Origin of the sequence: Brachybacterium sp. YJGR34 (assembly GCF_003347015.1) — a bacterium.
In the GTDB taxonomy this organism is placed as follows: Bacteria; Actinomycetota; Actinomycetes; order Actinomycetales; family Dermabacteraceae; genus Brachybacterium.
Genome location: NZ_PNFB01000017.1, coordinates 69,049 through 94,497 on the forward strand (window position 1 = coordinate 69,049; position 25,449 = coordinate 94,497).

The 25,449-nt window shown below is 71.7% G+C and carries 22 protein-coding genes; 19 read left to right on the forward strand and 3 right to left on the reverse strand.

The annotated features are described in order from the left end of the window. Nucleotides 1-41: 41 nt before the first annotated feature. The 10 genes from CXH06_RS13800 (at nt 42) to CXH06_RS13845 (ending at nt 9,201) form a co-directional block, all read left to right on the forward strand. The gene (locus CXH06_RS13800) at nt 42-1,889 is read left to right on the forward strand and encodes an NAD(P)/FAD-dependent oxidoreductase (protein ID WP_114855777.1); all 1,848 of its coding nucleotides are present in this window, start codon (nt 42-44) and stop codon (nt 1,887-1,889) included. Then, on the forward strand, nt 1,886-2,995 hold the full coding sequence (locus tag CXH06_RS13805) for an SMP-30/gluconolactonase/LRE family protein (protein WP_114855778.1): 1,110 nt from the start codon (nt 1,886-1,888) through the stop codon (nt 2,993-2,995). The genes CXH06_RS13800 and CXH06_RS13805 overlap by 4 nt, the downstream gene beginning before the upstream one ends. A gap of 195 nt (nt 2,996-3,190) precedes the next feature. After that, the gene (locus CXH06_RS13810; RefSeq protein ID WP_114855779.1) at nt 3,191-3,538 is read left to right on the forward strand and encodes a helix-turn-helix transcriptional regulator; all 348 of its coding nucleotides are present in this window, start codon (nt 3,191-3,193) and stop codon (nt 3,536-3,538) included. Then, nucleotides 3,535-4,035, forward strand: coding sequence for an SRPBCC domain-containing protein (locus CXH06_RS13815; RefSeq protein WP_114855780.1), 501 nt, complete (start codon nt 3,535-3,537; stop codon nt 4,033-4,035). Before CXH06_RS13810 ends, CXH06_RS13815 begins: the two co-directional genes overlap by 4 nt. A gap of 215 nt (nt 4,036-4,250) precedes the next feature. Beyond that, nucleotides 4,251-5,189: a phosphate/phosphite/phosphonate ABC transporter substrate-binding protein gene (gene phnD / locus CXH06_RS13820; protein ID WP_114855781.1), complete on the forward strand. Its 939-nt coding sequence runs from the start codon at nt 4,251-4,253 to the stop codon at nt 5,187-5,189. Between the two features lie 32 nt (nt 5,190-5,221). Continuing rightward, a complete protein-coding gene (phnC, locus tag CXH06_RS13825; RefSeq protein WP_232820360.1) occupies nt 5,222-6,007 on the forward strand; it encodes a phosphonate ABC transporter ATP-binding protein in 786 nt (261 codons plus the stop codon). After that, nucleotides 6,007-6,849 (forward strand): phosphonate ABC transporter, permease protein PhnE, encoded by an 843-nt coding sequence (phnE, locus tag CXH06_RS13830; protein ID WP_114855783.1) that lies wholly within the window; start codon nt 6,007-6,009, stop codon nt 6,847-6,849. Before phnC ends, phnE begins: the two co-directional genes overlap by 1 nt. After that, nucleotides 6,846-7,598: a tyrosine-protein phosphatase gene (locus CXH06_RS13835; RefSeq protein WP_114855784.1), complete on the forward strand. Its 753-nt coding sequence runs from the start codon at nt 6,846-6,848 to the stop codon at nt 7,596-7,598. Before phnE ends, CXH06_RS13835 begins: the two co-directional genes overlap by 4 nt. Then, nucleotides 7,595-8,245: a TetR/AcrR family transcriptional regulator gene (locus CXH06_RS13840; protein ID WP_114855785.1), complete on the forward strand. Its 651-nt coding sequence runs from the start codon at nt 7,595-7,597 to the stop codon at nt 8,243-8,245. The genes CXH06_RS13835 and CXH06_RS13840 overlap by 4 nt, the downstream gene beginning before the upstream one ends. A 107-nt stretch (nt 8,246-8,352) precedes the next feature. Continuing rightward, nucleotides 8,353-9,201, forward strand: a complete 849-nt coding sequence (locus CXH06_RS13845) for a sugar phosphate isomerase/epimerase (protein WP_114855786.1) — start codon at nt 8,353-8,355, stop codon at nt 9,199-9,201. 74 nt (nt 9,202-9,275) lie between these two features. On the opposite strand, the gene CXH06_RS13850 is transcribed toward CXH06_RS13845, so the two are convergent. Genes CXH06_RS13850 through CXH06_RS13860 form a run of 3 tightly spaced genes read right to left on the reverse strand, consistent with a single transcriptional unit; the run spans nt 9,276 to nt 13,641 of the window. Continuing rightward, on the reverse strand, nt 9,276-10,004 hold the full coding sequence (locus CXH06_RS13850) for a rhamnogalacturonan acetylesterase (RefSeq protein ID WP_114855787.1): 729 nt from the start codon (nt 10,002-10,004) through the stop codon (nt 9,276-9,278). Next, the gene (locus CXH06_RS13855) at nt 10,001-12,016 is read right to left on the reverse strand and encodes a DUF6807 family protein (protein WP_114855788.1); all 2,016 of its coding nucleotides are present in this window, start codon (nt 12,014-12,016) and stop codon (nt 10,001-10,003) included. The genes CXH06_RS13850 and CXH06_RS13855 overlap by 4 nt, the downstream gene beginning before the upstream one ends. Then, nucleotides 12,016-13,641, reverse strand: coding sequence for a glycoside hydrolase 43 family protein (locus CXH06_RS13860; RefSeq protein WP_114855789.1), 1,626 nt, complete (start codon nt 13,639-13,641; stop codon nt 12,016-12,018). The genes CXH06_RS13855 and CXH06_RS13860 overlap by 1 nt, the downstream gene beginning before the upstream one ends. Before the next feature lie 366 nt (nt 13,642-14,007). Here CXH06_RS13860 and CXH06_RS13865 point away from each other — a divergent pair, with 366 nt between their 5' ends. The 9 genes from CXH06_RS13865 (at nt 14,008) to CXH06_RS13905 (ending at nt 25,426) form a co-directional block, all read left to right on the forward strand. Further along, nucleotides 14,008-15,012, forward strand: a complete 1,005-nt coding sequence (locus tag CXH06_RS13865) for a sugar ABC transporter permease (protein WP_114855790.1) — start codon at nt 14,008-14,010, stop codon at nt 15,010-15,012. A 27-nt stretch (nt 15,013-15,039) separates the two neighbouring features. Then, nucleotides 15,040-15,729, forward strand: coding sequence for a DUF624 domain-containing protein (locus tag CXH06_RS13870; protein WP_114855791.1), 690 nt, complete (start codon nt 15,040-15,042; stop codon nt 15,727-15,729). 73 nt (nt 15,730-15,802) lie between these two features. Next, nucleotides 15,803-17,311 (forward strand): extracellular solute-binding protein, encoded by a 1,509-nt coding sequence (locus tag CXH06_RS13875; protein ID WP_114855792.1) that lies wholly within the window; start codon nt 15,803-15,805, stop codon nt 17,309-17,311. Nucleotides 17,312-17,427: 116 nt separating this feature from the next. Next, nucleotides 17,428-18,942, forward strand: coding sequence for an extracellular solute-binding protein (locus CXH06_RS13880; RefSeq protein WP_114855793.1), 1,515 nt, complete (start codon nt 17,428-17,430; stop codon nt 18,940-18,942). A 110-nt stretch (nt 18,943-19,052) separates the two neighbouring features. Continuing rightward, nucleotides 19,053-20,339, forward strand: coding sequence for a glycoside hydrolase family 28 protein (locus CXH06_RS13885; protein ID WP_232820361.1), 1,287 nt, complete (start codon nt 19,053-19,055; stop codon nt 20,337-20,339). 5 nt (nt 20,340-20,344) lie between these two features. Beyond that, the gene (locus CXH06_RS13890; RefSeq protein WP_157975751.1) at nt 20,345-20,815 is read left to right on the forward strand and encodes a hypothetical protein; all 471 of its coding nucleotides are present in this window, start codon (nt 20,345-20,347) and stop codon (nt 20,813-20,815) included. Beyond that, entirely contained in the window at nt 20,812-21,786 is a 975-nt protein-coding gene (locus CXH06_RS13895) for a carbohydrate ABC transporter permease (protein WP_232820362.1), read from the forward strand. The genes CXH06_RS13890 and CXH06_RS13895 overlap by 4 nt, the downstream gene beginning before the upstream one ends. A 47-nt stretch (nt 21,787-21,833) precedes the next feature. After that, nucleotides 21,834-23,894: a pectinesterase family protein gene (locus tag CXH06_RS13900; RefSeq protein ID WP_198684079.1), complete on the forward strand. Its 2,061-nt coding sequence runs from the start codon at nt 21,834-21,836 to the stop codon at nt 23,892-23,894. A gap of 20 nt (nt 23,895-23,914) precedes the next feature. Then, the gene (locus CXH06_RS13905; RefSeq protein ID WP_114855797.1) at nt 23,915-25,426 is read left to right on the forward strand and encodes a pectinesterase family protein; all 1,512 of its coding nucleotides are present in this window, start codon (nt 23,915-23,917) and stop codon (nt 25,424-25,426) included. Nucleotides 25,427-25,449: the final 23 nt, after the last annotated feature.

Consider the following 25,449-nt stretch of genomic DNA (forward strand, 5'->3'; position numbering starts at 1 on the left):
CCGACGCGCCCGTCCCCGGAGCAAGGAGCACCGAGCACCCCATGACCACCACGGCACCTGACGACATCGATCTGGACGCCCTGCGCGAGCGCTACGCCCGCGAGAGGGATCGTCGCCTCCGCCCCGACGGCACCCGCCAGTACCGCCGGACGGCGGAGGGATCCGGGGACGGCGTCACCGATCCGCACACCCCGCGCCGCGAGCGGGAGCCCGTCACCGGCTCCGTGCAGGCCCTCGTGATCGGCACCGGCTTCGGCGGCCTGCTGACCGCCTCCTTCCTGCGCTCTCGCGGCATCGAGGAGCTTCGCGTGATGGACGAGGCCGGGGACGTGGGCGGCACCTGGTACTGGAACCGCTACCCGGGCGTGCGCTGCGACATCGAGTCGTACGTGTACATGCCGCTGCTCGAGGAGACCGGGTACATGCCCTCCGAGCGGTACGCCCCCGGCGAGGAGATCCGCCGGCACGCGGTGCGCATCGCCGAGCAGCACGACCTCTACCGCGACGCCCTCTTCCACACCCGCGCCACCTCCCTGACCTGGGACGAGGACGAGGCCGAGTGGATCGTGGAGACCGATCGCGGGGATCGCTTCCGCGCCCGCTACGTGGTGACCTCCTCCGGCACCCTCAGCCAGCCCAAGCTGCCCGCCATCCCCGGGATCGAGGACTTCACCGGGCACATCTTCCACACCAGCCGGTGGGACTACGACTACACCGGCGGCACCGCCGAGGGCGGCATGACGGGCCTGGCCGGCAAGCGCGTGGGCGTGGTGGGCACCGGGGCCACCGGGCTGCAGGTGATCCCCCACCTCGCGGAGGACGCCGGCGAGCTGGTGGTGTTCCAGCGCACCCCCTCCACGGTCGACGTCCGCGACAACCGGCCCACCGACCCCGCGTGGGCCGGGGATCTCGAGCCCGGCTGGCAGCGGCGACGGATGGAGAACTTCCTGCGCGTGCTCGCCGGGGAGCAGGTCGATCAGTCCCTGGTCACCGACGGGTGGACGCGGACCACGAGCCTGCAGCGCAGCATGATCTCCGGGGCGGTCGACGAGACCCTCACCCCCGAGGAGCGCGCCCGCCGCGACGAGCTCGACGATGCCGTGACCATGGAGCGGCTGCGCGCCCGCGTGACCGAGGTCGTCGAGGATCCCGCGACGGCCGCCGCCCTCCAGCCCTGGTACCGCTACATGTGCAAGCGGCCCGGCTTCAGCGACTACTACCTGCAGGCCTTCAACCGCGAGAACGTCACCCTGGTGGACACCGCGGACCACGGCGGCATCACCGCGATGACCGAGACCGGCGTCGTGGTGGGCCAGGAGGAGTTCGCGCTCGACTGCCTCATCTTCGCCACCGGCTTCGAGGCCGGCGTCTCCGGAGTGGTCTCCGGGACCCTGCCCGTCATCGGCCGCGGCGGCCGGCCGCTGCTCGAGGCCTGGGCCCGCGGGCCGCGCACCCTGCACGGGTTCTCGAGCCACGGCTTCCCGAACCTGTTCCAGCTGGGCACGGTCCAGAATGCGAACTCGGTGAACTTCGTGCACATCCTCCAGGAGCAGGCGGAGCACATCGCGGCGATCGTCGGCCGCGCGGAAACGGCCGGCGCCCGGTGGGTCGAGCCGAGCCCGCGGGCCGAGGAGGACTGGGCGCGCACCATCGCCGAGACATCCCGCGACGAGTCCGCCTTCCTGGCCGCCTGCACCCCGGGGTACTACAACGGCGAGGGGACCCGCACCTCCTCCGCGGGCGGCTACGCGCCCGGCCCGGTCGCCTTCCACGAGCTGCTGCGCACCTGGCGCGCGGGCGGCATGTCCGAGGTGCTGGTGCTGAGCGAGGAGGACGTGCGCGAACGCACCGACCTCCCGTCGGCCGCGATGACCGGAGCCTCGGCATGAGGGGCCCGGACCGCGCCCCCGGACCGCTCCGTGCGGGACGCCCCGTGCGCGGCGCCGCCGCGGCGCTGCTCGCCCTGACCGCTCTGGCCGCCTGCACCGCGGGGGACGGCGCCTCCGAGGAGCCCTCCTCGAGCGCCTCGGACGGGACGGCGCAGGACGCCCCGGCGACCGCGGACCTGGGCACGGCCGGGGCTCCCGCCGCGATCATGGCCGACCGCGTCCAGCAGCTGACCTCCCCGCACGAGGCCACCGGCGGGACCCTGCTCGAAGGGCCGGTGTTCGCCGAGGACAGCTCGCTGTACCTCGTCGACGTCATGGCCCCGCCCGGTGAGCCCAAGGTGCTGCGCGTGGATCCCGAGAGCGGGGAGTCCGAGGCGGTCTACACCGACGACTCCTCCGCCTTCACCTCCGCGCAGTTCCACCCCGGCGACGGCCGTCTCTACCTCACCGACATCGCCTCCGGCTCCGTGGTGAGCATGACGGCCGAAGGGGAGGGCCTGCGCACGGAGTTCACGGGTGAGGTCGACGGGACGCCGATGATGCCCGACGACATCACCATCGCCGCCGACGGCACCCTCTACGTCTCGGACACCACCGGGATGCAGAGCCCCGGCTGGGAGACACCGGGACGGGTGGTGCGGATCGCCGCCGACGGCACGGCCACGGCGCTCGCCGAGAACCTGCCCTCGCCCAACGGGATCGTGCTCGACGAGAACGAGTCCGGCCTGTACCTCGCGCAGTACAACGCGAACCGGGTGGACTACATGGCGCTGGACGAGGCCGGGGAGGCCGTCACCGCCGCCTATCCGGCGCTGCACCTCGATGCCGGACGCGCCCGCGTGGACTCCACCGCCGTGGACGCGGAGGGGAACATCTACCAGGCCTTCCACGGCCGGCCCGAGATCGAGGTGCACAGCCCCAGCGGCGAGCACCTGGCCACGATCGCGGTGCCCGCCGAGGAGAGGGACGGACTCGACTCGGCGACGAACATCGCCATCCGTCCGGGCACCACGGAGGGCGTCATGACCGTCAGCGGGTCCGAGGGCGGCATGGTCTACCGCTTCGAGGCGCCCGGTGAGGGTGGAGCGCACTCGAACGGCTCCTGAGCGCTCCGCGGCCGACCGCCCGCCCTCGCCCCCGCGGTGACGGCGGGCGGTCGCGCGTCCGCCCTCGTGACCCTCCGGCCGGCCCGTCGAGCGCGGGACGGCGCCTCCGCCGATCGTTCTCCACCAGATGGTTGACGACGTCGCCGAGGAGGCGTAGCGTCGTCGTTATCAACCAAACAGTTGAGAAAGGGAGGGATGGACGACGACCACCTGTCGAGGGCCTTCGCGGCCCTCTCGGACCCGACGCGGCGAGACCTCGTCTCCCGCCTCACCCTCGGTGACGCCACCGTCGGCGAGCTCGCCGCCCCCTACGACATGTCCCTGCAGGCCGTGAGCAAGCACCTCGCGGTCCTCGAAGCCGCCGGCCTGGTCACCCGCCGGCGCGACGCGCAGCGCCGGCCCGTGCACCTCGAGGCCGACGCGCTCGCGGACCTGACCACCTGGATCGATCGACACCGCCTCGCCGTCGAGGCCCGCATGTCCCGGCTCGACGCCGTCCTGGACGAACTGAGCAGCACCGCATCCGAGGAGAGCACGTCATGACCACCACCGATCACCGCACCACCGCCACCATCGAGGCCGACCCGGACCTCCCGATCATCCGCATCACCCGGGACTTCCGGGCCGTCCCCGCGCAGCTGCTGCGCGCCCACACCGACCCCGAGCTGTACGCGCGATGGGTCGGGCCGGAGGAGCTGTCCACGCGCATCGACCACTGGGATGCCCGCACCGGCGGCTCCTGGGCCTTCACCAACCTCACCGCCGGCGAGGAGCCGGAGGAGTACTCCTTCCACGGCTGCTTCCACGAGGTCTCCGAGCAGCGCATCGTCCAGACCTTCACCTTCGACGGCTGGCCCGAGGCGGTCTCCCTGGAGACGCTGCGGATCGAGGACCTCGGTGACGGCTGGAGCCGCCTGCACGGTCAGTCGCTCTTCGACTCCTTCGAGGCCCGGAACGGCATGCTCGAGTCCGGGATGGAGGTCGGCGTGAACGAGGGCTACGCGGCGCTGGACGCGCTGATCGCCGACGGCGCGGCGTAGCTCCCGCGGCGTGCGCCTCGCCGACGGGGCGGACGGGCAGGAACGCCGCCCGCCCGCCCCGTCGGCGGAGGCGGCCCCGTCCGGGCGGCGGGTGGTGACGGCCCCGGCCCGGCCCCGTCACCCACCGTTCACCGAGCCTTCCGTTCTCGTATCGGCAGTCTCGTAATTCCCGGCCACCTGCGCGGTGTTCCCTCGGTGATGTCCCCAGCAGGGGAATCCCTCACCGGAAAGGCACCTCCCATGCGACACCGCGCTCCCAGGCCGTCGGCGCTCTCGCCGCGGGCCTCGCACTCCTCCTCACCGGCTGCTCCGCGACCTCGGCGGATGGCTCGTCGACCGACGACGTCATCCGCTTCGCGGCCATGCCCCTCAGCGACGACCCCTCGGTGGAGACGCCCGTCGAGGCCATGACCGAGCTCCTCGAGGAGGAGACGGGCATGAGCGTCGAGATCACCGAGGTCCCCAACTACTCCGCCGTCATCGAGGCCGTCCGCGCGGGCCACGAGGACATCGGCATCATGAGCGGCTTCCCCTCCGCGCTCGCGGTCAACACCGGCGAGGTCGACTCCCTGGTCGCGTGGCCCGGGGACGACTCGCCGGTCTCGACCTGCCTGGTGCTCGACGACTCGCCGCTGGAGTCGCTCGAGGACATCACCCCGGAGACGACGGTCGCCTTCGCCGATCCCGCCTCCAGCTCGGGCTACTTCATGCCGATCCACATGCTCGACCAGGCCGGGCTCACCGCCGGCGAGGACTTCGAGGAGCTCTTCTCGGGCGGCCACGACCGCAGCTTCCTCGCGCTCACGGAGGGCCAGGCCGATGTCGCCTGCACCTCGACGATCTTCCCGCAGCTGGCCGGCCAGGACGACCCGATGTTCCCCTTCGAGGAGGGGGAGACCCGCTCGATCGGCGAGAGCATGTCGATGCCGATCTCGATGTCCTTCCTCGGCAGCCAGTCGATGGGTGACGAGAAGCGCGAGGCGCTGCTGGAGGCGATCCCCGCGGTGTTCTCGGAGGAGAACCGCGACGAGCTCGGTCTGTACATGGAGGCGATGCCCGAGGGCACCGAACCCATCGTCGAGCCCGGCGCCGAGGCCTTCCAGCCCTTCGTGGACGTCGCGGCGGTCGCCGACGTCGACATCTCGGACCTGTGATGACGACGGCAACGGTCCTCAGGGAGCCCGCCGTGGCCGCTCCGCGTCCCGCGCAGCCGCACGTCCACGTCCGCGACCTCACCGTGCGCTACGCCGCCCAGGACCCCCTCGTGCTCGACGGCGTCCACCTCGACCTGTTCCCGGGCGAGATGGTCGCCCTGCTCGGAGCCAGCGGCTCCGGCAAGTCGACGCTCATGAAGACGCTCACGGGCTTCGCCCCCGTCACCTCGGGCACCGTGCGGGTGGGCGACACCGATCTCACCGCCCTGCGCCGCGGCCAGCTGCGCACCCTGCGCTCCGACGTGGGCCAGGTCTTCCAGCAGTTCAACCTGATCGGTCGCCTCAGCGTGCTGACGAACGTGCTCACCGGATCCCTGCACCGCGCGGGCGCCGTCAACCTCCTGGGCACCTTCCGCGGCGCCGACCGCCGCCGGGCGCTCGCGCTGCTGGACCGGGTGGGCATCGCGCACAAGGCGGACGCGGAGGCGCGCACGCTCTCGGGCGGTCAGCAGCAGCGGGTCGCCATCGCGCGGGCGCTCATGCAGGAGCCCACGCTGATCCTGGCCGACGAGCCCGTCGCCTCGCTCGACCCGACGATGAGCCGCACCGTGCTCGAGCTGCTGCAGTCGATCGCCCGCGAAGAGAAGATCCCGGTGCTGGTCAGCCTGCACGTCCTGCCGCTCGCGCTGGACCACTCCGACCGCATCGTCGGACTCCGCCACGGCGAGATCGTCGTCTCCGGCCGCACGGACGAGCTCGACGCCGACCACCTCGCGCCCGTCTACGAGGTCGATGCGGCAGAGGGGGAGGAGGAGTGATGGCGACCCTCGAGGCGACCCGTCGCCGCTCCGTCCCGCCGCCGACGCTCGACCCCCGCGCCCGGGAGCGCATGGAGCGGGCCTTCCACGTCCCGCGCGCACGCTTCCTGGTCGGAGCCGCCGCCGCGATCGTCATCGTCCTGTGGTCCGCCCGGGGAGCGGAGTTCGACTTCCTGAAGCTCGGGGAGGGGGCGGGCTCGATGGCCGAGTTCGTCGTGCGCATGTTCCCGCCCGACTTCTCGAAGATGGACACCATCCTGCTGCTCCTCGTCGAGACGCTGCAGATGGCGATCGTCGGCACCGTGCTCGGCGCCGGGCTGTCGCTGTTCGTGGCCTTCGGCGCCGCGAGCACCATCGCCCCGGCCTGGCTCTACTACCCGTGCCGCTGGACGATGAACGTCATCCGTGCCCTGCCCGATCTCGTCATCGCCCTCATGTTCGTCTCCGCCGTCGGGCTCGGCCCGTTCGCGGGCATCCTCGCGATGACGATCGGCTCCATCGGGTCCATCGGCAAGATCTTCGCCGAGGCGATGGAGGCCGTGGACCGCGGCCCCCTCACCGCCATGGAGTCCGTCGGCGCCTCGCGCCGCCAGGTTATCCAGTACGGCATCCTGCCGCAGGCGCTGCCCATGCTCACGAGCTACACGCTGCTGCTCTTCGAGGGCAACGTGCGCGGCGCCACCATCCTCGGTCTCGTCGGCGCCGGGGGCATCGGCCTCGAGCTGACGACGGCCATGAACCGCTACGACTACGGCCACCTGCTCGCCATGGTGCTGTGCATCATCGTCCTCGTGACGATCATCGACCAGGCGAGCGCCATCATCAGGAAGAGGATCACATGACCACCCTGCTCACCGAGCTGCCGCTGAGCGCTCCCGTCAACCTGCGCGATCTCGCCGGCATCCCCGTCTCCGGCGGTGTGATGCGGGCCGGATTCGCGATCCGCACCGACGACCTCTCCACGGTCGACCCCGACACGGCGGCCGACCTCGTCGACGGCGGCCTCAGCGCGGTCATCGACCTGCGCTCCGCGGCCGAGGTGGGCCTCACGGGGCGCGGGCCGCTCGCCGCGCTCCCCGTGACGTACCACCACGTGCCGTTCCTGACCTCGATCGGGGAGGCGACGCAGGACGTCCTGGACCAGTCGACCTTCGAGCGGATGTACGTCGGCATGGTCGAGCGGGCCGCGCCCCGCATCGTCCAGGCCCTCGCGATCATGGCCACCGCTACCGGGGCCACCGCCTTCCACTGCGCGGCGGGCCAGGACCGCACCGGCGTGCTCGCGGCGCTGCTGCTGAAGGTCCTCGGCGCCGAGGACGAGGTGATCGTCGCGGACTACGCGCGCACCGGGGAGAACTCGACCGCGATCATGGAGCGGCTCCGGCCCGTCATGCAGCCGCTGCTGGCGGCCCACGGGGTCGACCTCGAGGCCGCGGCGCAGGTCGCCGGGCGCTCCCAGTTCTCGCCCGCCCCCATGGAGGGCCTGCTCGCGCACCTCGAGCGCACCTTCGCGGACCCGCTCGAGCCGCTGCGGGCGGCGGGGCTGACCCCGGGGCTGGTCGACGCGCTGCGCGAGCGCGCCGTCGCGTGAGCTCCGCAGCCGCACCCGCACAGGACCCGGTCGCGGAGGCGGCCGGGTCCGGGGCGGACGGGGAGCACCGCGGCCCGGGCCGGCCCCGGACCGCGGGTCATGACGAGCGGATCCTCGATGCCGCCATCGAGCTCGTGGACCGGGGGGAGCCCGTGACGGTCAGCGCCGTCGTCGCCAGGAGCGGCGTCTCCCGGGCGGCTCTGTACCGGCGCTGGCCGAGCATGACCGATCTGCTGGCCGCCGCCCTCGACCGCGGCCGCGCGCCGATCACGATCGACACCTCGGGCGACGTGCGCGAGGCGATCGAGTCCCTCATCTTCGGCGATCCCCGCACCCTGCGCGGAGCGTCGTACAGCGAGCGCCGCTTCCGCACCCGCATGACGCTGGTGATGGAGAATCCCGACCTGCAGCAGGCGTACTGGCGCTCGCACGTGCAGCGCCGCCGCGCCGGCATCCTCGAGGCGCTGCGCGAGGCCGTGCGGCGCGGAGACCTGCGGGAGGACCTCGATCTCGACGCGTGCATCGATCTCCTCAACGGGGTGTTCTACTACCAGCTCGTGGTGCGCGGTGCTCGTCTCGACGACCCCGCCACCCGGGCGCGCTGCCGCGAGGCGGTCGACGTGGCCTGGCGCGGCATGGCGCAATGAGCGGAGCACCGCGGGGTCGCGGGGTCCTGCCGGGCCCCGCGGTCCCACGGAGTGGACATCGTGGCGCCCGTCACCACGTGGGAACGAAACGCGCATAGGCTTCAGGGATGTTCTCGAACCTCTCGGCCGGTGCACTCGGCCTGTCCCTGGACCACACCACCTCGATCGACCTCGCCGTGACGCACGGCTTCGGCGGCGTCGACCCCGATCTCGGCTACTTCCGCTCGCTGGGCAGCACCGCCGCGATCGCCGAGCACGCCGCCTCCGTGCGCGAGAAGGGCCTGCAGTGGGGGATCGGCGGTCTGCCGGTGCCCCTGGACGGCACCGCCGCCGAGTTCCGCGAGGCCCTCGTGGACCTGCCCGACACCCTCGAGCTCCTCCGCGCCGCGGGCGTGGACCGCGTGGGCACCTGGCTGCGCCCCATGCACGACGAGCTGACCTACCGCGAGAACTGGCGGCGGTTCGCCGGTCGCCTCTCCCTGGTCTCCGACCTGCTGGGCGAGGCCGGGGTGCGGCTGGGCCTGGAGTACATCGGCCCCAAGACCTTCTGGTCCACCGAGCGGTACCCCTTCATCCATTCCCTGTCCGAGGCGCTCGAGCTGATCGCCGACGCCGACGCCGAGAACGTGGGCGTCATCCTGGACAGCTATCACTGGTACACGGCCGGCGAGAGCGCCGCGGACCTCGAGGGCCTCACCGACGCGGACATCGTCTCGGTGGACATCAACGACGCCCGCGATGACCGCGAGCGCGACGAGCAGATGGACCTCGACCGTCGCCTGCCCTTCGCCACCGGCGTCATCGACCTCGACGGCTTCCTGGGCGCGGTCCACGCCGCCGGCTACACCGGCCCGGTCAAGGTCGAGCCCTTCATGAAGGAGCTGGCGGAGCAGCCGGTGGACGAGGTCCTCGCGGACATCTCGAGCCGCCTCGACCGCGCCGTCGCCGCCCGCTGAGACGCGCGCGGCGAGGGCCCCTGGTCCCGGGTCCTCGCCGCGCGGTCACCCGCTGCCGGCACCCGCCGCCTGGCTCACCCCCGGGGCGCCGCCCCGGACAGCGCACCCGTGCCCTCGCCCCGCAGGGCCTCGCGGGCGATGGGCGCGAGCAGCTCGGCGACGATCTGGGCGACGGTGATCGCCCCGTCGACGGAGAAGTGGGTGTTGTCCTCGATGCCCTCGGGGTACAGCGGGCTGACCCCCGCGGGCAGCTGGGTGAACAGCCGGCGCGAGCCCTCCTCCCCGAGCTCCGCGTACAGCGCGCGGGTGCGGGTGTTGAGGTCCAGCAGCGGCACGTCGAGCTGCGCGGCGAGCGCGATCACCGCGGCCGGGTACTGCGCGTGGGTGTGCAGCAGCGTCCCGTCCTCGTAGTGCCGCCGCGCCACCGGGGTGCACAGCACCGGCCGGGCTCCGCGGTCCCGCACCTCCTCCACCATGCGCGTCAGGTTCGCGGTGTACCCGCCGAAGGGGTCGAGGTGCTCGCGCTTCTGGTCGTTGTGCCCGAACTGGATCACCACCAGATCGCCCGCGGCGCTCGCGTCGAGCACACCGGCCCAGAGCCCTTCGGCGCGGTGGGATTCGGTGCTCGCCCCGTTCTTGGCGAGGTCCACCACGTGGAGCGGGCCGGCGCCGAGGCGGGCGGTGAGGGCGGCCCCCAGGTGGGCGCCCCAGCCGCACATCGGATAGGCGGTCGCCACGTACGGCGCGGCGGTCGAGTCACCGGCCACGATGACGCGGGGAGGCCGTGCGGCGGCTGCTCTCATGCGCTCTGCTCCGCCCCGGGGCTGCTCGGCGGGGTGTCGGCGTCCCCGACGGGCGGCATCGCCGCGATGATCGCGGGGACCTCGTCGGCGATGACGGGATGGTCGAAGACGGCGGCGCGGACCACCACCTCGAGCTGCTCGCCGCGGGGGATCTCCCGCGGCGCCTCCCAGGCGAAGCTGGTGCCGATCCCGATGTAGTCCGAGGCGCGCACGAACCAGGGGTCGATGCGCCCCTGCCCCTGCTCGTCCTGGACCAGCACCAGGCTCGTCCAGTCGTTGCCGTGGCGGCGCTGGACCACGATGAACGGGCTGGTGGAGCCATGGGCGAAGGGCTCACCGCGCCCCTCCTCGACGAGGATGCGCGTCTCGTCGGCCCCCGGGAGCCGCCAGAACAGGCCGCCGTAGCCGGCGCCGAGCCGCCCGCGGGTGGCGGGGCTGGAGATCGTCAGCGCGGTGGCGTCCGCCCGCAGCCGGCTGCGCCAGGTCAGCCCCCAGCCCTGCTGCTCGGGCAGCAGGAAGGCTCCCGTCCGGCGGTCCTCGAGCAGCAGGTCGCTGCCGTCGTGGGCGCGCCAGCGAATGCTTGAGCGCAGGTCGCGGCCGGTGTCGCCGACGGTCTCCTCGAGCGTCTCCTGGACGCCGTGGTTCGCCAGCAGGGTCGAGCCGCGGTTCTCGACATAGGTCCGCCCGCCCCAGAAGGTGGTGCCGTTGACGTCGGGCACCGCGAGCGAGACGCCGAAGTGGTGGCGGTGGTCCACCGGATTGGTGGTGGTCATCGCCCGGCCCTTCAGCGACCGCACGGGATGCAGGTGCGGCCGCGGGCTGTGCACCGGCGCCATCGAGGCCCCGGTGACGGCGGCACCCAGCAGGGCCCCGCCGTGCAGCAGCGTCCAGTCCCGGCCCTCGCGGAGCCAGCCCAGGGGGCGCTGGGCGATGTCCTCGTCCGGGGCGTCGACGGACCAGCCCCCCTCCGCCAGGGGAGCGCGGGACGGCGGGACGCGGCCCGTGCTGTCCCCGAGCAGGATCTGCGGCTGGAGCAGGGCGCCGTCCGCGCCGTCCCCGGGCGCCGCGCCCTCCACCCCATCGGCGCTGACGAGCCGGCGATGCAGCAGGTCCCAGGCGACCGCCCCGGCGTCCAGCTGCTCCTGGCCGACGGTCGTCAGCCGCGGCACGGCGAAGCGCGAGAGCTCGATGCCGTCGAAGCCGGTCACCGAGAGGTCCCCGGGCACGTCCACGCCGAACTCGTTGAGCCGGGCCAGGATCCCGAAGGCCACCAGGTCGTTGAAGGCGAGCACCGCGGTGGCACCGGAGTCGAGCACCTGCTCGGCCACGCGGAAGCCGTCGGACATCGCGGACCCGCCCTGGAGCGAGCGGAGGCTCATGGCCGGTCGCGCGTCGAGGAGGTCGTTGAGCGCCGCCAGGCGCTCGCGGTTCGCCGCGCTGCGGGGCGGACCCGCGACGTACAGCAGCTCGCGGTGGCCGAGCTCTTCCAGGTGGTGGACCAGCTGGGTCATGCCCACGGCGTAGTCGATCCCGACGGAGGCGGTGCGGGGGCCGGGTGATCGGCGGTTGACGAGCACCGCCGGTGCGACCTGCTCGAGCAGGTCCTCGAGCACCACGTCGTCCATCCGGGGGGAGACCAGCACCACCGCGTCGCACTGGCGGCGGGCGTCCCGCGCGATGGCCGCCTCGCGCTCGGGGGAGGTGGCCTCGGCGACCAGCACGCTGTACCCGTCGGCCTCCGCGGCGCGCGAGAGTCCGCGCAGGATCACCTGGAACATCGGATTGCCGAGATCGGGCAGGACCAGGGCGATCGTCAGCGTGCGCCCGGTGGAGAGATTGCGGGCGGTGAGGTTCGGGCGGTAGTGGAGCTTCTCGGCGACCTCCTTGACACGGGCCCCGAGCAGCGGGTCCACGCTGGTGCGGCCGTTGAGCACGCGCGAGACCGTGGCGCGCGAGACGCCGGCCGCCTCGGCGACCTGGGTGATGGTGGGGCCGGTCCCGGCTCGGGGCATCAGATCTCACGTCCTTCGCGTCGTACGCGCACCGGCCCGAAACGGGCCCGCCGGTCATCCAGGTCATGGTGCACCATCGATCCGACCGTGGCGAACAGGCCCACCTCGGCCCCGATCCAGCGGCCCTTGGTGGCCTGCCAGCTCGCGAGCAGCACCTCGGGATCAGCCTCCTCGGCGCCGGCTCCCGGGGCGGGGTCGGAGCCGCTGCGCGGCACGGAGGCTCCGAGGGTGATGCGTCCGTGCTCGTCGACCTCGAGGTGCAGGCGCACGCGGACGTCGGCCCCCGGATCGCCGGTGAGGCGGCGGACGGTGCGCACGGTCTCGTCGGCGGCGTCCTCGGCCATGGTGCCCTGCACGAGGGCGACGCCCTCTTCGTCGCGGAGCAGGCCGGCCCAGGCGTAGCTCAGCCCGAGCACCACCAGTCCGGCCCGCTCGGTGCCGACCGGCGGCGCGCCGGCGGGGACGCCGGGCAGGTGCAGCTCGGTGGACCAGGTGCTGGGCTGCCCGGGCAGCTGCTGGCCCAGGATCGCTCCCAGGTCCCGCAGGTCTCCGCGGGGGCTGGGGGCCAGGGCCAGGTCCAGCGTGCCGTGCCCGGTGCGGAACCAGGCGGCCTGCGGGTTCGCCTGCCAGTGCCAGCGGGGGTGGAGGGCGGCGGCGGTGAAGTCGTCGGAGCGCTGCGGCTCGGTGTACGGCGCGTCGGACACCGGGGCGGCGACGCTCCCCGCGCGGTCCCCGAGCTCGGGGACGCGGGCCACCGGCTCGCCGCGCACCCCGTCCAGCGGGGCGCCCAGGTGGGGCCAGCCCTCGTCGTCGAAGCGCACCGGCTGGGCATGGGTGACGCGGCCGAACACGCCGCGGTCCTGGAAGTGGAGGAACCACCAGTCGCCGTGGGGATCGTCCACCAGGGCGCCCTGGTGGGGGCCGTTGACCGCGGTCGATCCCTGCTCGAGGACGATCCGGTGCTCCCAGGGGCCGCGCAGGGACTCGGCCCGGAAGACCACCTGGTACCCGTCGGCCACCCCGCCGGCCGGCGCCCAGATCCAGTAGTGCCCGCCGTGCCGGTAGACCTTGGGGCCCTCGAGGGTGAGCATGTCCGGGATCTCGGCCCCGTCGATGATCACCATGGAGGGGGACAGGGGCGCGGTGAGGTCCTCGGTGACCTCCAACAGGGAGAGACGGTTCTTCACGCCCGCCCGCGAGCGGGCCCAGCCGTGGACGAGGTGGGCCCGGCCGTCCTCGTCCCAGACCGGGCACGGGTCGATCAGCCCGCGACCCGGCAGCAGCGTCCAGGGCGGGCTCCAGGGGCCGGCGGGATGGGGCGCGCTGAGCACGAGGATGCCGTGGTCGGGGTCCGGGTAGACGATGTAGAAGGTGCCGTCGTGCTCGCGCAGGCTCGGCGCCCACACCCCGCTGCCGCGGCGGGGGAGGGCGTAGTGCTCCAGCGGCGGCACTGCGGGCAGCGCGTTGGTGACGTGCTCCCACTCCACGAGATCCCGCGAGCGCAGCACGGGCAGGCCCGGGGCGCGGTTGAAGCTCGAGGCGATCATCCAGAACTCCTCGCCCACGCGGATCGCGTCGGGATCGGGCCAGTCCGCATCGAGGACGGGATTCGAACGGTGCTCCATCGGGGTTCCTTCGGGGTCAGGGGGTGGGCCGGCCGCGGGCGAGTCGGTCGTCGGGGCCGGTGACACGCGGGTGAGTAACCGGTCTCTCGTCGGGTGGCGGCCCACACTAGCAGGGCGCTCCGACCGGGTCCCACTGCGCCGCTCGGCGGAGGCCCGTCGGCGATGAATGGCTGTCACCAAACCGTGACAACGGTGTGACCTGCCCTGATGGTGAGTTTCGACGAAGGGGGAGCGCGCCGCGGGCCGCCCGGCGCAGTGGTGTCGTTGACAGCCCCAGGGTCGACCCCCACACTGGGGCGACACAGGAGAACGGTTTCCCGTAGATCGGTTTCCCAGTCCGCACTCGACGTAGAGCAAGGATGGCCAATGGTGGCTGAACCCATGAGCGTCCCCGGGGCGAGCACCCCCGCGCTCGCCGCGCCCGGGGGGTCCCCGGCGCCGGCGAGAGAGCCGATCGTGCCGCGCAAGCGGAGCCTGGGGGCGACCCTGTGGCGCTACCGCACGCTGTACCTGATGGCGATCCCCGGGATGCTCTACTTCCTGGTCTTCAAGTACGTGCCGATGGGCGGGCTGATCATCTCGTTCCAGGACTACAAGCCGTTCCTGGGCATCATGAACAGCCCCTGGGTGGGCTTCGAGCACTTCGTGCGCCTGTTCACCGAGGACACGTTCACGATGCTGCTGCGCAACACGCTGATCCTCTCGATCCTGCTCATGGTGATCTCGTTCCCGGTCCCGATCGTGCTGGCGCTGCTGCTCAACGAGCTGCGCTCGAAGTGGTTCCAGCGCAGCGTGCAGACGATCATCTACATCCCCCACTTCATGTCCTGGGTGATCGTGGTGTCGATCTTCTACGTGATGCTCACGATCGACGGCGGCGCCATCAACAACGTCATCCAGCAGCTGGGCTTCGAGCCCGTCTCGTTCCTCACCGATCCCGAGTGGCTGCGGCCCATGTACGTGTTCCAGCACATCTGGCGCACCGCGGGCTGGGGGACCATCGTCTACCTCGCCGCGCTCACCGCGGTGGACATGCACCTCTACGAGGCGGCGGAGATCGACGGCGCCAACCGCTGGCGGCAGACCTGGCACATCACCCTGCCCGCCATCCGCGCCACGATCATCGTGCTGTTCATCCTGTCGATCGGCGACTTCCTCGAGCTGGGCTTCGAGCACATGTTCCTGCTGCTGAACTCGATGAACCGCGAGGTCGGGGAAATCTTCGACACCTTCGTCTACACCGCCGGCATCCAGAACGGCCAGCTGAGCTTCGCCACCGCGGTGGGCCTGTTCAAGGGCCTGGTCGGTCTGATCCTCGTGGTCTTCGCCAACTCACTCGCCAAGAGGTTCGGCGAAGAGGGCGTGTACTGAGCGGCCCGGCCGCTCAGGAGGTCGATCATGCTCTTCTCCTTCGAATCCTTCGCCACCCTGAACCACTGGCTGGGCGCCTTCTGGCGCCTCATCTGGCTGAACCTGCTGTGGACCGCCGTGACCGTGCTGGGCCTCGTGGTGGTCGGCATCGGGCCGGCCAGCTACGCCCTGGCCCGCTGCCTGGACGGATGGCTCCGCCGCGGCGAGCCGGCGCCGACGGCACGGAGCTTCTTCCGCCACGCCCGGGAACAGGGATTCCGCCCCGTGGTCATGGGGTGGCTGCTGCTCGGTGCGGGGACGGTCATCGGCGTGAACCTGGTGAGCCTGAGCGACTGGTACCTGCGGGCGGCGAACCTCGTGGCCCTCGCGGCGCTCCTGCTCATCACCGCCTACGTGTTCTTCGTGATGGCCGCGACCGAGGTGGTCGGCATCCGGCGCCAGGTCGTCACCGCCCTGCTGCTCGGCCTCGGCTCGCTGCACTGGAGCGTGCTCGGCGGAACCGCCGTGGCCCTCGTCTACCTCGCGATGTTCCGTTTCGCGATGCCCCTGCTGTTCCTCCTGGGGGCCGTCCTGCCGGCTCTCCTGGTGGCCCTGATCCTGCGCTCGGCGTGGCGGGGGGTCGCCGACCCGGCGACCGCCGCCGGCCGATCCGCCGACGGCGGCGCGTCCGCCGGACTCTCCCATGCGGTGCGCGCCGATGCGCTCCCGCCCGGGTGACGCGCCGAGGCGTCCGCCCCTCGCCCGACCTCGGTTCCCGAGCGGGCGCACCCCTGATGAAAGGTGTCTGACCATGATCCAGCGCAGAAGTCTCCTCAAGGCCCTCCCCGCCGCGGCGGCGGGCGGTCTCGCCCTCTCCGCCTGCGGCGGCTCCGGCGACGGCGGTGGCTCCGGCGGGTCCACCGGGTCGCTGACCTGGATGTCGATGCTGCACACGCCCACCACGCCGGCTCCCGACGGACCGATCATGGAGGCCCTGCGCGAGCACTCGGGCATCGACTTCGAGTTCCAGTGGGTGCCCGACGCCTCCAAGGAGGAGAAGATCAACTCGACGCTGGCCTCCGGGTCCGTCGCGGACATCAGCACCCTCAACCAGCTCGCGATGCCCTCGATCCGCGATGCCCTCACCTCGGGGCTGTTCTGGGAGGTCGAGGAGCTCCTCGCCGACTTCCCCAACCTCTCCGCGATCAACCCCGAGATCATCGAGGCCGCGAAGCTCGACGGCGTGCTCTACGGCGTGCCCTTCCAGAAGCCCATGGCGCGTTACGGCGTGCTGGTGCGCCAGGACTGGCTGGACCGCCTGGGGCTCGAGGTGCCCCACACCGTCGAGGATCTGGGCGAGGTCGCGAAGGCCTTCGCCGAGGACGACTCGACCGGCACCGGCGCGTCGGTCACCGGCTTCCTCGACCGCGAGGAGAGCTTCGGACTGGGCTTCCGCACCCTCGCCGGGTACTTCGGCGCCGGCGACAGGTTCGAGCTCGACGATTCCTCCGGCCAGATCGTGCCCTCCGCCACGACCGATGCGTGGAAGGAGGCGATGGAGTGGTACCGCGGCGTCTACGAGGCGGGCGGCGTGAACCAGGAGTTCATCACCATGCAGAAGCAGAACCAGCAGCAGGCCATCGCTCAGGACAAGGGCGGCATCGTGGTGACCGGCCTGTTCGAGGCGAAGAACTACATGGCCCTGGCCGCGGAGATCAACCCCGACTCCGAGGTCCAGTGGACCCTCATCAACGACATCACCCACGCGGACGTCCCCCGGCGCATCGTCTCGGACACGGGCGGCGGCATGGGCGGGCTGATGTCCTTCTCCACCCAGTCGCTCACCGGTGAGGAGGACGTGCGCCGCGGCCTCGAGCTGATCGACAAGCTGCTCGACGAGCCGGCCTTCCGCCTCATGACCAACGGCGTCGAGGGCACGCACTACGAGCTCGACGAGGAGGAGGTGGTGACCATCATCGACCAGGCGCTGTGGGAGCAGGAGGTGCAGCCCTACTCCAGCTCACGCCCCTCCGACCAGGTCGCGATCTACAAGTCCTCCGACGACTACGCGAACCTCGCCAACGAGCTCATGGCCGAGAACGACGAGTACGCGGTGACGAACCCGGCGCAGTCCCTGACCTCGGAGACCTTCGATCGCTCCTGGGCCACCATCGAACAGAGCCTGAACGACGCCTACAACACCTACATGGCCGGACAGACCTCGATGGACGACTACGAGGCGGCCGTCGAGACCCTGCGCGGCCAGGGTCTCGACGACATCATCGCCGAGTACACCGAGGCCTACGACGCGGTGAACTGACGCGCCCCGAGCCGACGGGCACCCCGTGCCCGTCGGTACCGCCCCTCTCCTGATCCCCCGCTCCTGCACGGTCCCCTCCCCGGCCGACGACGGCCACCACCGAAAGGAAATCCAGGATGATTCAGCGTAGAAGCCTCCTGACGTCCCTGCCCCTCGCCGCGGCCGGAGCCGCCGGCCTCGCCGCCTGCGGCTCCTCCGCAGGCAGCGGGGGATCCGGAGGATCCGGCGGGGACGCGAGCCCCCTGACCTGGATGTCGATCCTCCACACCCCCACCACGCCCTCGGCCGGCGGCACCGTCGAGGCGGGCCTGATCGAGAGCACCGGCACCTCCTTCGAGATGCAGTGGGTCCCTGCCTCCTCCTGGGAGGAGAAGATCAACGCGGTGATCGCCTCCGGCGACATCGCGGACATCACCACCAACGTCTCCTGGAACCAGTCCGCGGTGCGCCAGGCGCTCAGCTCGGGCATGTTCTGGAAGGTCGACGATCTGCTGGGCGACTACCCGAACCTGGCGGGCATCAACCCCGCCACCCTCGATGCGGGACGCATCGACGGCACGCTCTACGGCGTGCCGATGGTCAAGGAGGTGGCCCGCTACGGCGTGCTGGTGCGCCAGGACTGGCTGGACCGCCTGGGCCTCGAGGTCCCCCACACCATCGAGGAGCTCGAAGAGGTGGCGATCGCCTTTGCCGAGGGCGACCCCACCGGCACCGGCTCCGAGACCACCGGGTTCATCGACCGCCAGGAGTCCTTCGGCGTCGGCTTCCGCTCGCTGAGCGGCTACTTCGGCGCCGGGGATCGCTTCCAGCTCGACGAGGCCTCCGGGAAGATCATCCCCGCCTACATCACCGACGAGTTCAAGGAGGCGATGGAGTGGTATGCCGGCGTCTACGCCAAGGGCGGCATCAACACGGAGTTCATCACCACCCAGAAGCAGAACCAGCAGCAGGCGATCGCCCAGGACAAGGGCGGCATCGTGGTGACGGGCCTGTTCGAGGCGAAGAACTACATCGCGCTCGCGGAGTCCATCAACCCCGACACCGAGGTCGAGTGGACCCTCATCAACGACATCACCTACCAGGACGTCCCGCGACGGATCCTCTCGGACACCAACGGCGGCATGGGCGGGCTGTTCAGCTTCTCCACCCAGAGCCTGCCGGAGGAGGCCGACGTGCGCCGCGGTCTCGAGCTCATGAACGCCCTCCACGAGGAGCCGAACTTCCAGCTCATGACCAACGGCGTGGAGGGCACCCACTTCGAGTTCACCGACGAGGACGCCCTCGAGATCATCGACCAGGCGCTGTGGGAGCAGGAGGTCCAGCCGTACAACGGCTCGCGCCCCAACTACGTCGTGGAGACCTACACGTCCACCGACGAGTACGTGAACCTGGCCAACCAGATGATGGCGGAGAACGAGGAGTTCGCCGTCACCAATCCGGCCCAGCAGCTGACCTCGCCCACGTACGACAGCTCGGCGTCCACCATCGAGCAGGCGCTGTCCGACACCTACTCCAAGGTGATCATGGGCCAGGCGACGATGGCGGACTACGAGGCGACCATCGAGACCGTGCGCGGCCAGGGCCTCGACGACATCATCGCCGAGTACACCGAGGCCTACGACGCCCTCTGAGCCCGTCGCGACGGGGCGGGTCGCTCCGGCCACCGGCCATGATCCGCCCCGTCGGCCCTCCCGTCCCCTCGGCGCACCGCTGCGCCCACCGCCGCCCGGAAAGGCACCCCGTGACTCTCACCGACCAGACCTCCGGCCCGTCGGCCGCCCCCGCGGCGGCTGTCGATGACCTGGTCACCGCGCGCCTCCAGCAGGAGATCGACGAGGCCGCCGCGCGCGGCGGCGGCCTCGTGGCCGTCGGCCCCGGCGTCCACCGCACCGGCGCCCTGCGCCTGCGCTCCGGCATCGAGCTCCACCTCGAGGCGGGGGCCGTGCTGCAGTTCGTCCCCGATCCCGCCCTCTACCCGCCGGTCGCGGCGCGCTGGGAGGGCGTGGCCCGCCGCGTGCACTCGCCCTGCCTCTACGCCGAGGGCGAGGAGAACGTGGCGATCACGGGCCTGGGCACGATCGACGGCGGCGGGGCGTTCTGGTGGGAGCACCGCGACGAGCTGGAGCTTCCCCGCCCCACTCTGGTGGGCCTGCACGGATGCACCCGCGTGGTGCTGCGGGACGTCGTGCTGCGCAACTCGCCCGCCTGGACGGTGCACCCGGCGCTGTGCGAGGACGTCTCGATCTCCGGGCTGCGGATCCACAACCCCGCGGACTCCCCGAACACCGACGGCATCGACCCCGAGTCCTGCCGGGGCGTGCGCATCAGCGACTGCCACATCGACGTGGGCGATGACTGCATCGCGATCAAGGCGGGCACCGAGCGGACTGAGGAGCGTGTGCCCTGCGAGAACATCACCATCACGAACTGCACCATGGTCCACGGTCACGGCGGCGTGGTGCTGGGCAGCGAGATGGCCGGCGGGGTGCGCAACGTCGTGATCACGGCGTGCGTCTTCCGCGGCACGGACCGCGGCATCCGGGTCAAGACCCGCCGCGGCCGCGGCGGGCTGATCGAGAACGTCCGCGTCACCGGCATCGTCATGGAGGATGTGCTGAGCCCTTTCACCGTCAACTCCTTCTACCACTGCGGCCCCGAGGGGAAGCTGCCGCACGTCGGCGACCGCAGTGCGCGGGCCGTCGACGAGGGCACCCCGCGGATCCGCGGCCTCCACCTCTCCCACATCACGGCGACGGGCGTGCGCGCGAGCGCCGCGCACCTCTTCGGACTGCCCGAGGCGCCGCTGACGGACGTCTCCCTGCACGACGTTGCGGTGACCTTCGCCGAGGACCCCGTCCCCGGCGCCCCGGAGATGGCCGACGGCGTGGACCCCGTGGCCGGCGAGGGCCTGCGGCTCGGCTTCGTCCACGACGCGCGGCTGTCCGGGGTGCGCGTGCACGGTGCCCGCGGGGAGGACCTCCTGCTCGAGCAGTGCGAGCGGGTCTCCCGCGAGGTGGCGGGGCGATGAGCACGATGACTCAGCCCCCCGTCGCTCCCGGCGCCTCCCGCCCTGCGAAGCCCCCGCGCAGGAGGCGACGCGCGGAGCTGATCCTCGTGGCCCTGGGCCTGCTGCTGTCGATCCTCTCGATGGGCGGCTTCACCCTGGTCATGAACGAGATCGACACCGCCACCTTCGAGGAGGTGGTGATGCCGGCGCTGGTGGGCGGCAGCGCGGAGGTGTCCGTCGCCCAGGCCGAGGAGATGGCCCGGACCCTCGCGGCCTGGTTCGGCGTCTCCCTGGTGGTGATGCTGCTGCTGAGCGCGGCCGGCATCGCCACCGCTCGCAGCCGCCCGCACCGGCGCACCGCCGGCTGGTGGTTCCTCGCCGCGGGGCTGGTGTGCCTGCTGGGCAGCCAGCTGATCCTGTTCCCGATCGCCTTCCTGTTCTTCCTCGCCGCAGGGCTGTTCGTCCTGCGCCCGACCCCCGAGCGGAGCCCTCGATGACCCTCGCCAACACCCCCAAGTCGGTCCCGCCCGACCTCGCGGACGATCTCACCGAGCCCACGCTGGGCAGCACCATGAAGAAGCTGCAGGCGCGGAAGAAGGGACGGCCGCGCAGCACGGGCCAGAAGGTCTTCGCGGTGTTCAACGGGATCATCCTGACCGGCTTCGCGCTGATGTGCCTGATCCCCTTCATCCACATCATCGGCAGCTCCTTCGCCACCCCCGGGGAGCTCGCGACGCGGAACTTCGTCCTCATCCCGAGGGAGTGGACGACCGCGGCCTACCAGTACATCCTCTCCACCCCCACGATCTTCCGCGCCATGGGCATCTCGGTGTTCGTGACGGTGGTGGGCACCTTCGTCAGCCTCGTGCTGACCTCGATGATGGCCTATGCGCTCTCCAAGCCGCAGCTGCCCGGCCGTCGCTACATCAACTTCCTGGTCATCTTCACCATGCTGTTCAGCGGCGGCATGATCCCCACCTTCATCGTGGTCACGAAGCTGGGCCTGGTGGACTCGCTGTGGTCGCTGATCCTCCCGGTCGCGGTCAACGCCTTCAACCTCGTCATCATGCGCAACTTCTTCCAGGGCATCCCGGCCAGCCTCGAGGAGGCCTCGCGGATCGACGGCTGCTCCGAGGTGGGCGTGTTCGCCCGCGTCGTGCTGCCGCTGTCGCTGGCCTCGATCGCGACCATCGGGCTGTTCTACGCGGTGACCTACTGGAACACCTACATGCACGCCGTGCTGTACATCAACGACTCCTCGAAGTGGCCCATCCAGGTGCTGCTGCGCCAGGTGGTCATCGTCTCCAGCGGCATGAACGCGGACACCAGCGTGGTGGACGTGGTGCCGCCCGCGCAGTCGGTGAAGATGGCCGTGATCGCGGTGGCCACCCTGCCCATGCTCGCGATCTACCCCTTCGTCCAGCGCTTCTTCGTCAAGGGCGCCATGATCGGCTCGGTCAAGGGCTGATCGGACCCACCCCATCCCCCCCCAGGACCAACAGATCAAGGATGATCATGCGTTCGATCCCCCGTCGTCATGTCCTCTCCGGCGCCGTGGTGGGCGGTGCGGCCCTCGCGGCCGGATCCGCCGTGCCCGCGACGGCCGCACCGCCGGCCGATCCCTCCGACCTCGACGCGCAGGCGGAGGATCTGCTGCGCCGCCTGCGGGTGCCGAAGGGCCCGGCCACCGCCGACGGTCCGGTCTGGTCCCCGCTGGCCACCGGCTTCGCGGGTGTCCCGGACGAGGCGCTGCCGCACGGCGCCGTCGGCGGGCTGGGCGGCGAGATCGTCACCGTGAGCACCTCGGAGCAGCTGGCCGCCGCGATCGTCCGGCGCGAGCCGACGGTCGTGCTGGTGGACGGCAGCATCACGATCGAGCCCTTCGGCACCACGCTGCCCGTCTCCTCGCACACCACCATCGCCGGCATCGGCCGCACCGCGGAGATCGTCGGCGGCGGATTCCAGCTCGAGCAGGTCAGCAATGTCGTCTTCCGCAACCTCACGCTGCGCGACTCCTACCTGGCGGGGGACTGGGACGGTAAGGACAACGACGTCGACGGCATCCGCGTGGACACCTCCGATCACGTGTGGATCGACCACTGCGAGTTCGTGCGCCTGGGCGACGGGCAGGTGGATCTGCGCAAGAACTCCACGGCGCTGACCGTCTCCTGGTCGATCTTCCGCGACCACAACAAGTCCCTCGGCGTGGGCTGGACCGATGACGTGGTCACCACCCTGACCGTGCATCACACCGCCTTCTGGAACACCTACCAGCGCAACGGCAGCATCGACAACGTCGCCGCCGGTCACCTCTACAACAACCACCTGCACGGGCAGGCGCACTACGGCACCATGTCCCGCGGCGCGTCCCAGCTGCTGGTGGAGGCCAGCGTCTACGAGGAGGGCGAGGACGCGATCGTCGCCAAGGACGAGGCCTCGCGCGTCGACTCCCGCGGCAATCGCTTCCACGGCATCCGCGGTCGCAAGGACCACACCGGCGCCACCTTCGAGGCGAGCGACCACTACTCCTATGCCGCGGACCCCGTCGACGAGGTGCCGGCCCTGCTCGCCGAGCACGCCGGCCCGCACGCCCGCCGGGAGAAGGTGGGCCGGCGCGTGCGCGTCGCCCTCGACGGCAGCGGTGAGTTCGCGAGCGTCTCCGCGGCCGTCGGCGCCACCTCCCGCAGCTCGCACCCGGTGGAGATCGTCGTCGCCCCCGGCGAGTACCGCGAGATCGTGCGCGTGTGGTCCACGGTCCCGGCCGGATCCGTGCTGCGCGGCGAGACCGGGGACGCGGCGGACGTCACGATCACCTACGACCTCGCCAACGGCAGCGAGAAGTTCTACGGCGGCAGCTTCGGCCGCACCGGCGGCTGCACCCTCGCCGTGCTCGCCGACGCCTTCACGCTGGCGGACCTCACCCTGGTCAACGCCTACGACGAGCAGGAGCACGGCAACAGCCAGGCCCTCGCTCTGCGCACCGTCGCGGACCGCGTGGTGCTGGACGGTCTGCACCTGGTGGGCAACCAGGACACCTTCCTCGCCGAGACCCCGAACTGGGAGACGAGCTGCCGCGTGTACACCGTCGGCTCCGTCATCGAGGGCGACGTCGACTTCGTCTACGGCAACGCGACCATGGTGGTGGAGGACTCCGAGATCCGCTGCCTGGACCGCGGCTCGGACTCCAACAACGGCTACGTCTGCGCGCCCAGCACCGCGACCGGGAACCTCGGCTTCCTGTTCACCGGCTGCACCTTCACCGCCGAGCCCGGGATGGCGGAGGAGAGCTTCCACCTGGGACGGCCCTGGCACCCCAGCAGCCACCCGGACGTGTCGCCCTCGGCCGTCATCCGCGACTCCCACCTGGGCGCGCACGTGCGCACCCCCGCCTGGAGCGACATGGGCGGCTGGCCCTGGGAGGAGGACTTCCTGCGGGAGCGGGACAACACCGGCCCCGGTGCGGTCCCCGCGGGCGGCGACACCACCGGTCGCCCGCAGCTCACCGACGAGGAGGCCGCGCTCCACACCCGCGAGACGTACCTGACCGGCGCCGACGACTGGGCGCCCTGGGCGTGAGAGAGAGGACGGAGACCACCATGAGCACCGCACACCACCGCCCCGCCCCGCTGTCCCGCCGCCGCCTCGGCGCCCTGCTCGGCGCCGCCGCCGGCGGGGCCGCGCTCGCCGGGACCGCCGCCCCGGCCCTCGCCGCCCCCGCCGCCGGGGACGTCCCCGCGCAGGCGGAGGACCTGCTGCGCCGCCTGCGCGTGCCCACCGGTCCGTCCACGGCCGACGGTCCCGTCTGGGCACCGCTCGCGACCGGCTTCGCGGGCGTGCCCGGCGACGAACTGCCGCACGGCACCGTCGGCGGGCTCGGCGGCCGTGTCGTCACCGCCACCACGGCCGAGGAGTTCACGGCGGCCGTCGGCACCGAGGAACCGACGATCGTGCTGGTCCCCGGCACGCTCACCCTCCCGTTCGGCACCATGGTCGACGTCGCCTCGCACACCACGATCGCCGGTGCGGGCCGCGGCGCGGAGATCGTCGGCGGCGGGCTGCGCCTGCCCTCGGTGCGCAATGTCGTGATCCGCAACCTCACGATGCGCGACTCCTTCCTGCCCGGGGACTGGGACGGGAAGGACAACGATCACGACGGCATCCGCGTGGACACCTCGGACCACGTGTGGATCGACCACTGCGAGTTCCTCCGCCTGGGCGACGGGCAGGTGGACATCCGCAAGGACTCCACGCACGTCACCGTCTCCTGGTCGATCTTCCGCGACCACAACAAGACCCTCGGCGTGGGCTGGACCGACAACGCGGTCACGACGCTGACCGTCCATCACACCCGCTTCTCCAACACGCATCAGCGCAACGGCAGCATCGACCAGGTGGCCGCCGGGCACATGTACGACAACTGGCACGCGGGGCACTCCTCCTACGGGATGAGCGCGCGCGGCGCCGGGCAGGTGCTGGTGGAGAACTCCGTCTTCCAGCACGTGCGCAACCCGCTGATCCAGTCCGATCCGGAATCGGAGATCCACCAGACCGGCTGCGTGTTCGAGGGCACCTGGGGGAGCCATGACGACACCGGGGAGACCATCGATCCGGCGGACTTCTACGCCCATGCGGCGGATCCGACGGACCAGGTGATCCCCCTGCTCACGCGGCACGCCGGACCGCACGCGCGCACCGAGCGGGCGCCGCGGACGGTGCGTGTGGCCCAGGACGGCTCCGGCGACGTGGCCTCGATCCATGCCGCGATCGGCACCGCCTGGCGCAGCCCCCACCCGGTGGAGATCGTCGTCGCCCCCGGCACCTACCGTGAGGTGCCGACGATCTGGCCGGGTCTGGACGGCCTGGTGATCCGCGGCGAGAGCGGCGAGGCCGCGGAGGTCGTGCTCACCTACGACAAGCGCACCACCGACTGGGCGAGCCTCACCGTGCTCTCCTCCGAGGTGACCCTGCGGTCCCTCACCGTGGAGAACACCTACCCCGCCGATCCCGGCAGCGGGGAGGCCGCCGCGATCCGGCACCTCGACGACACCCTCGCCCTTGAGGACGTCGAGCTGCGCGGGGACCTCGTCCTCGGCGACCCCCGCCGCTGAGCGGCCGACGGGCCGGCGGGCCC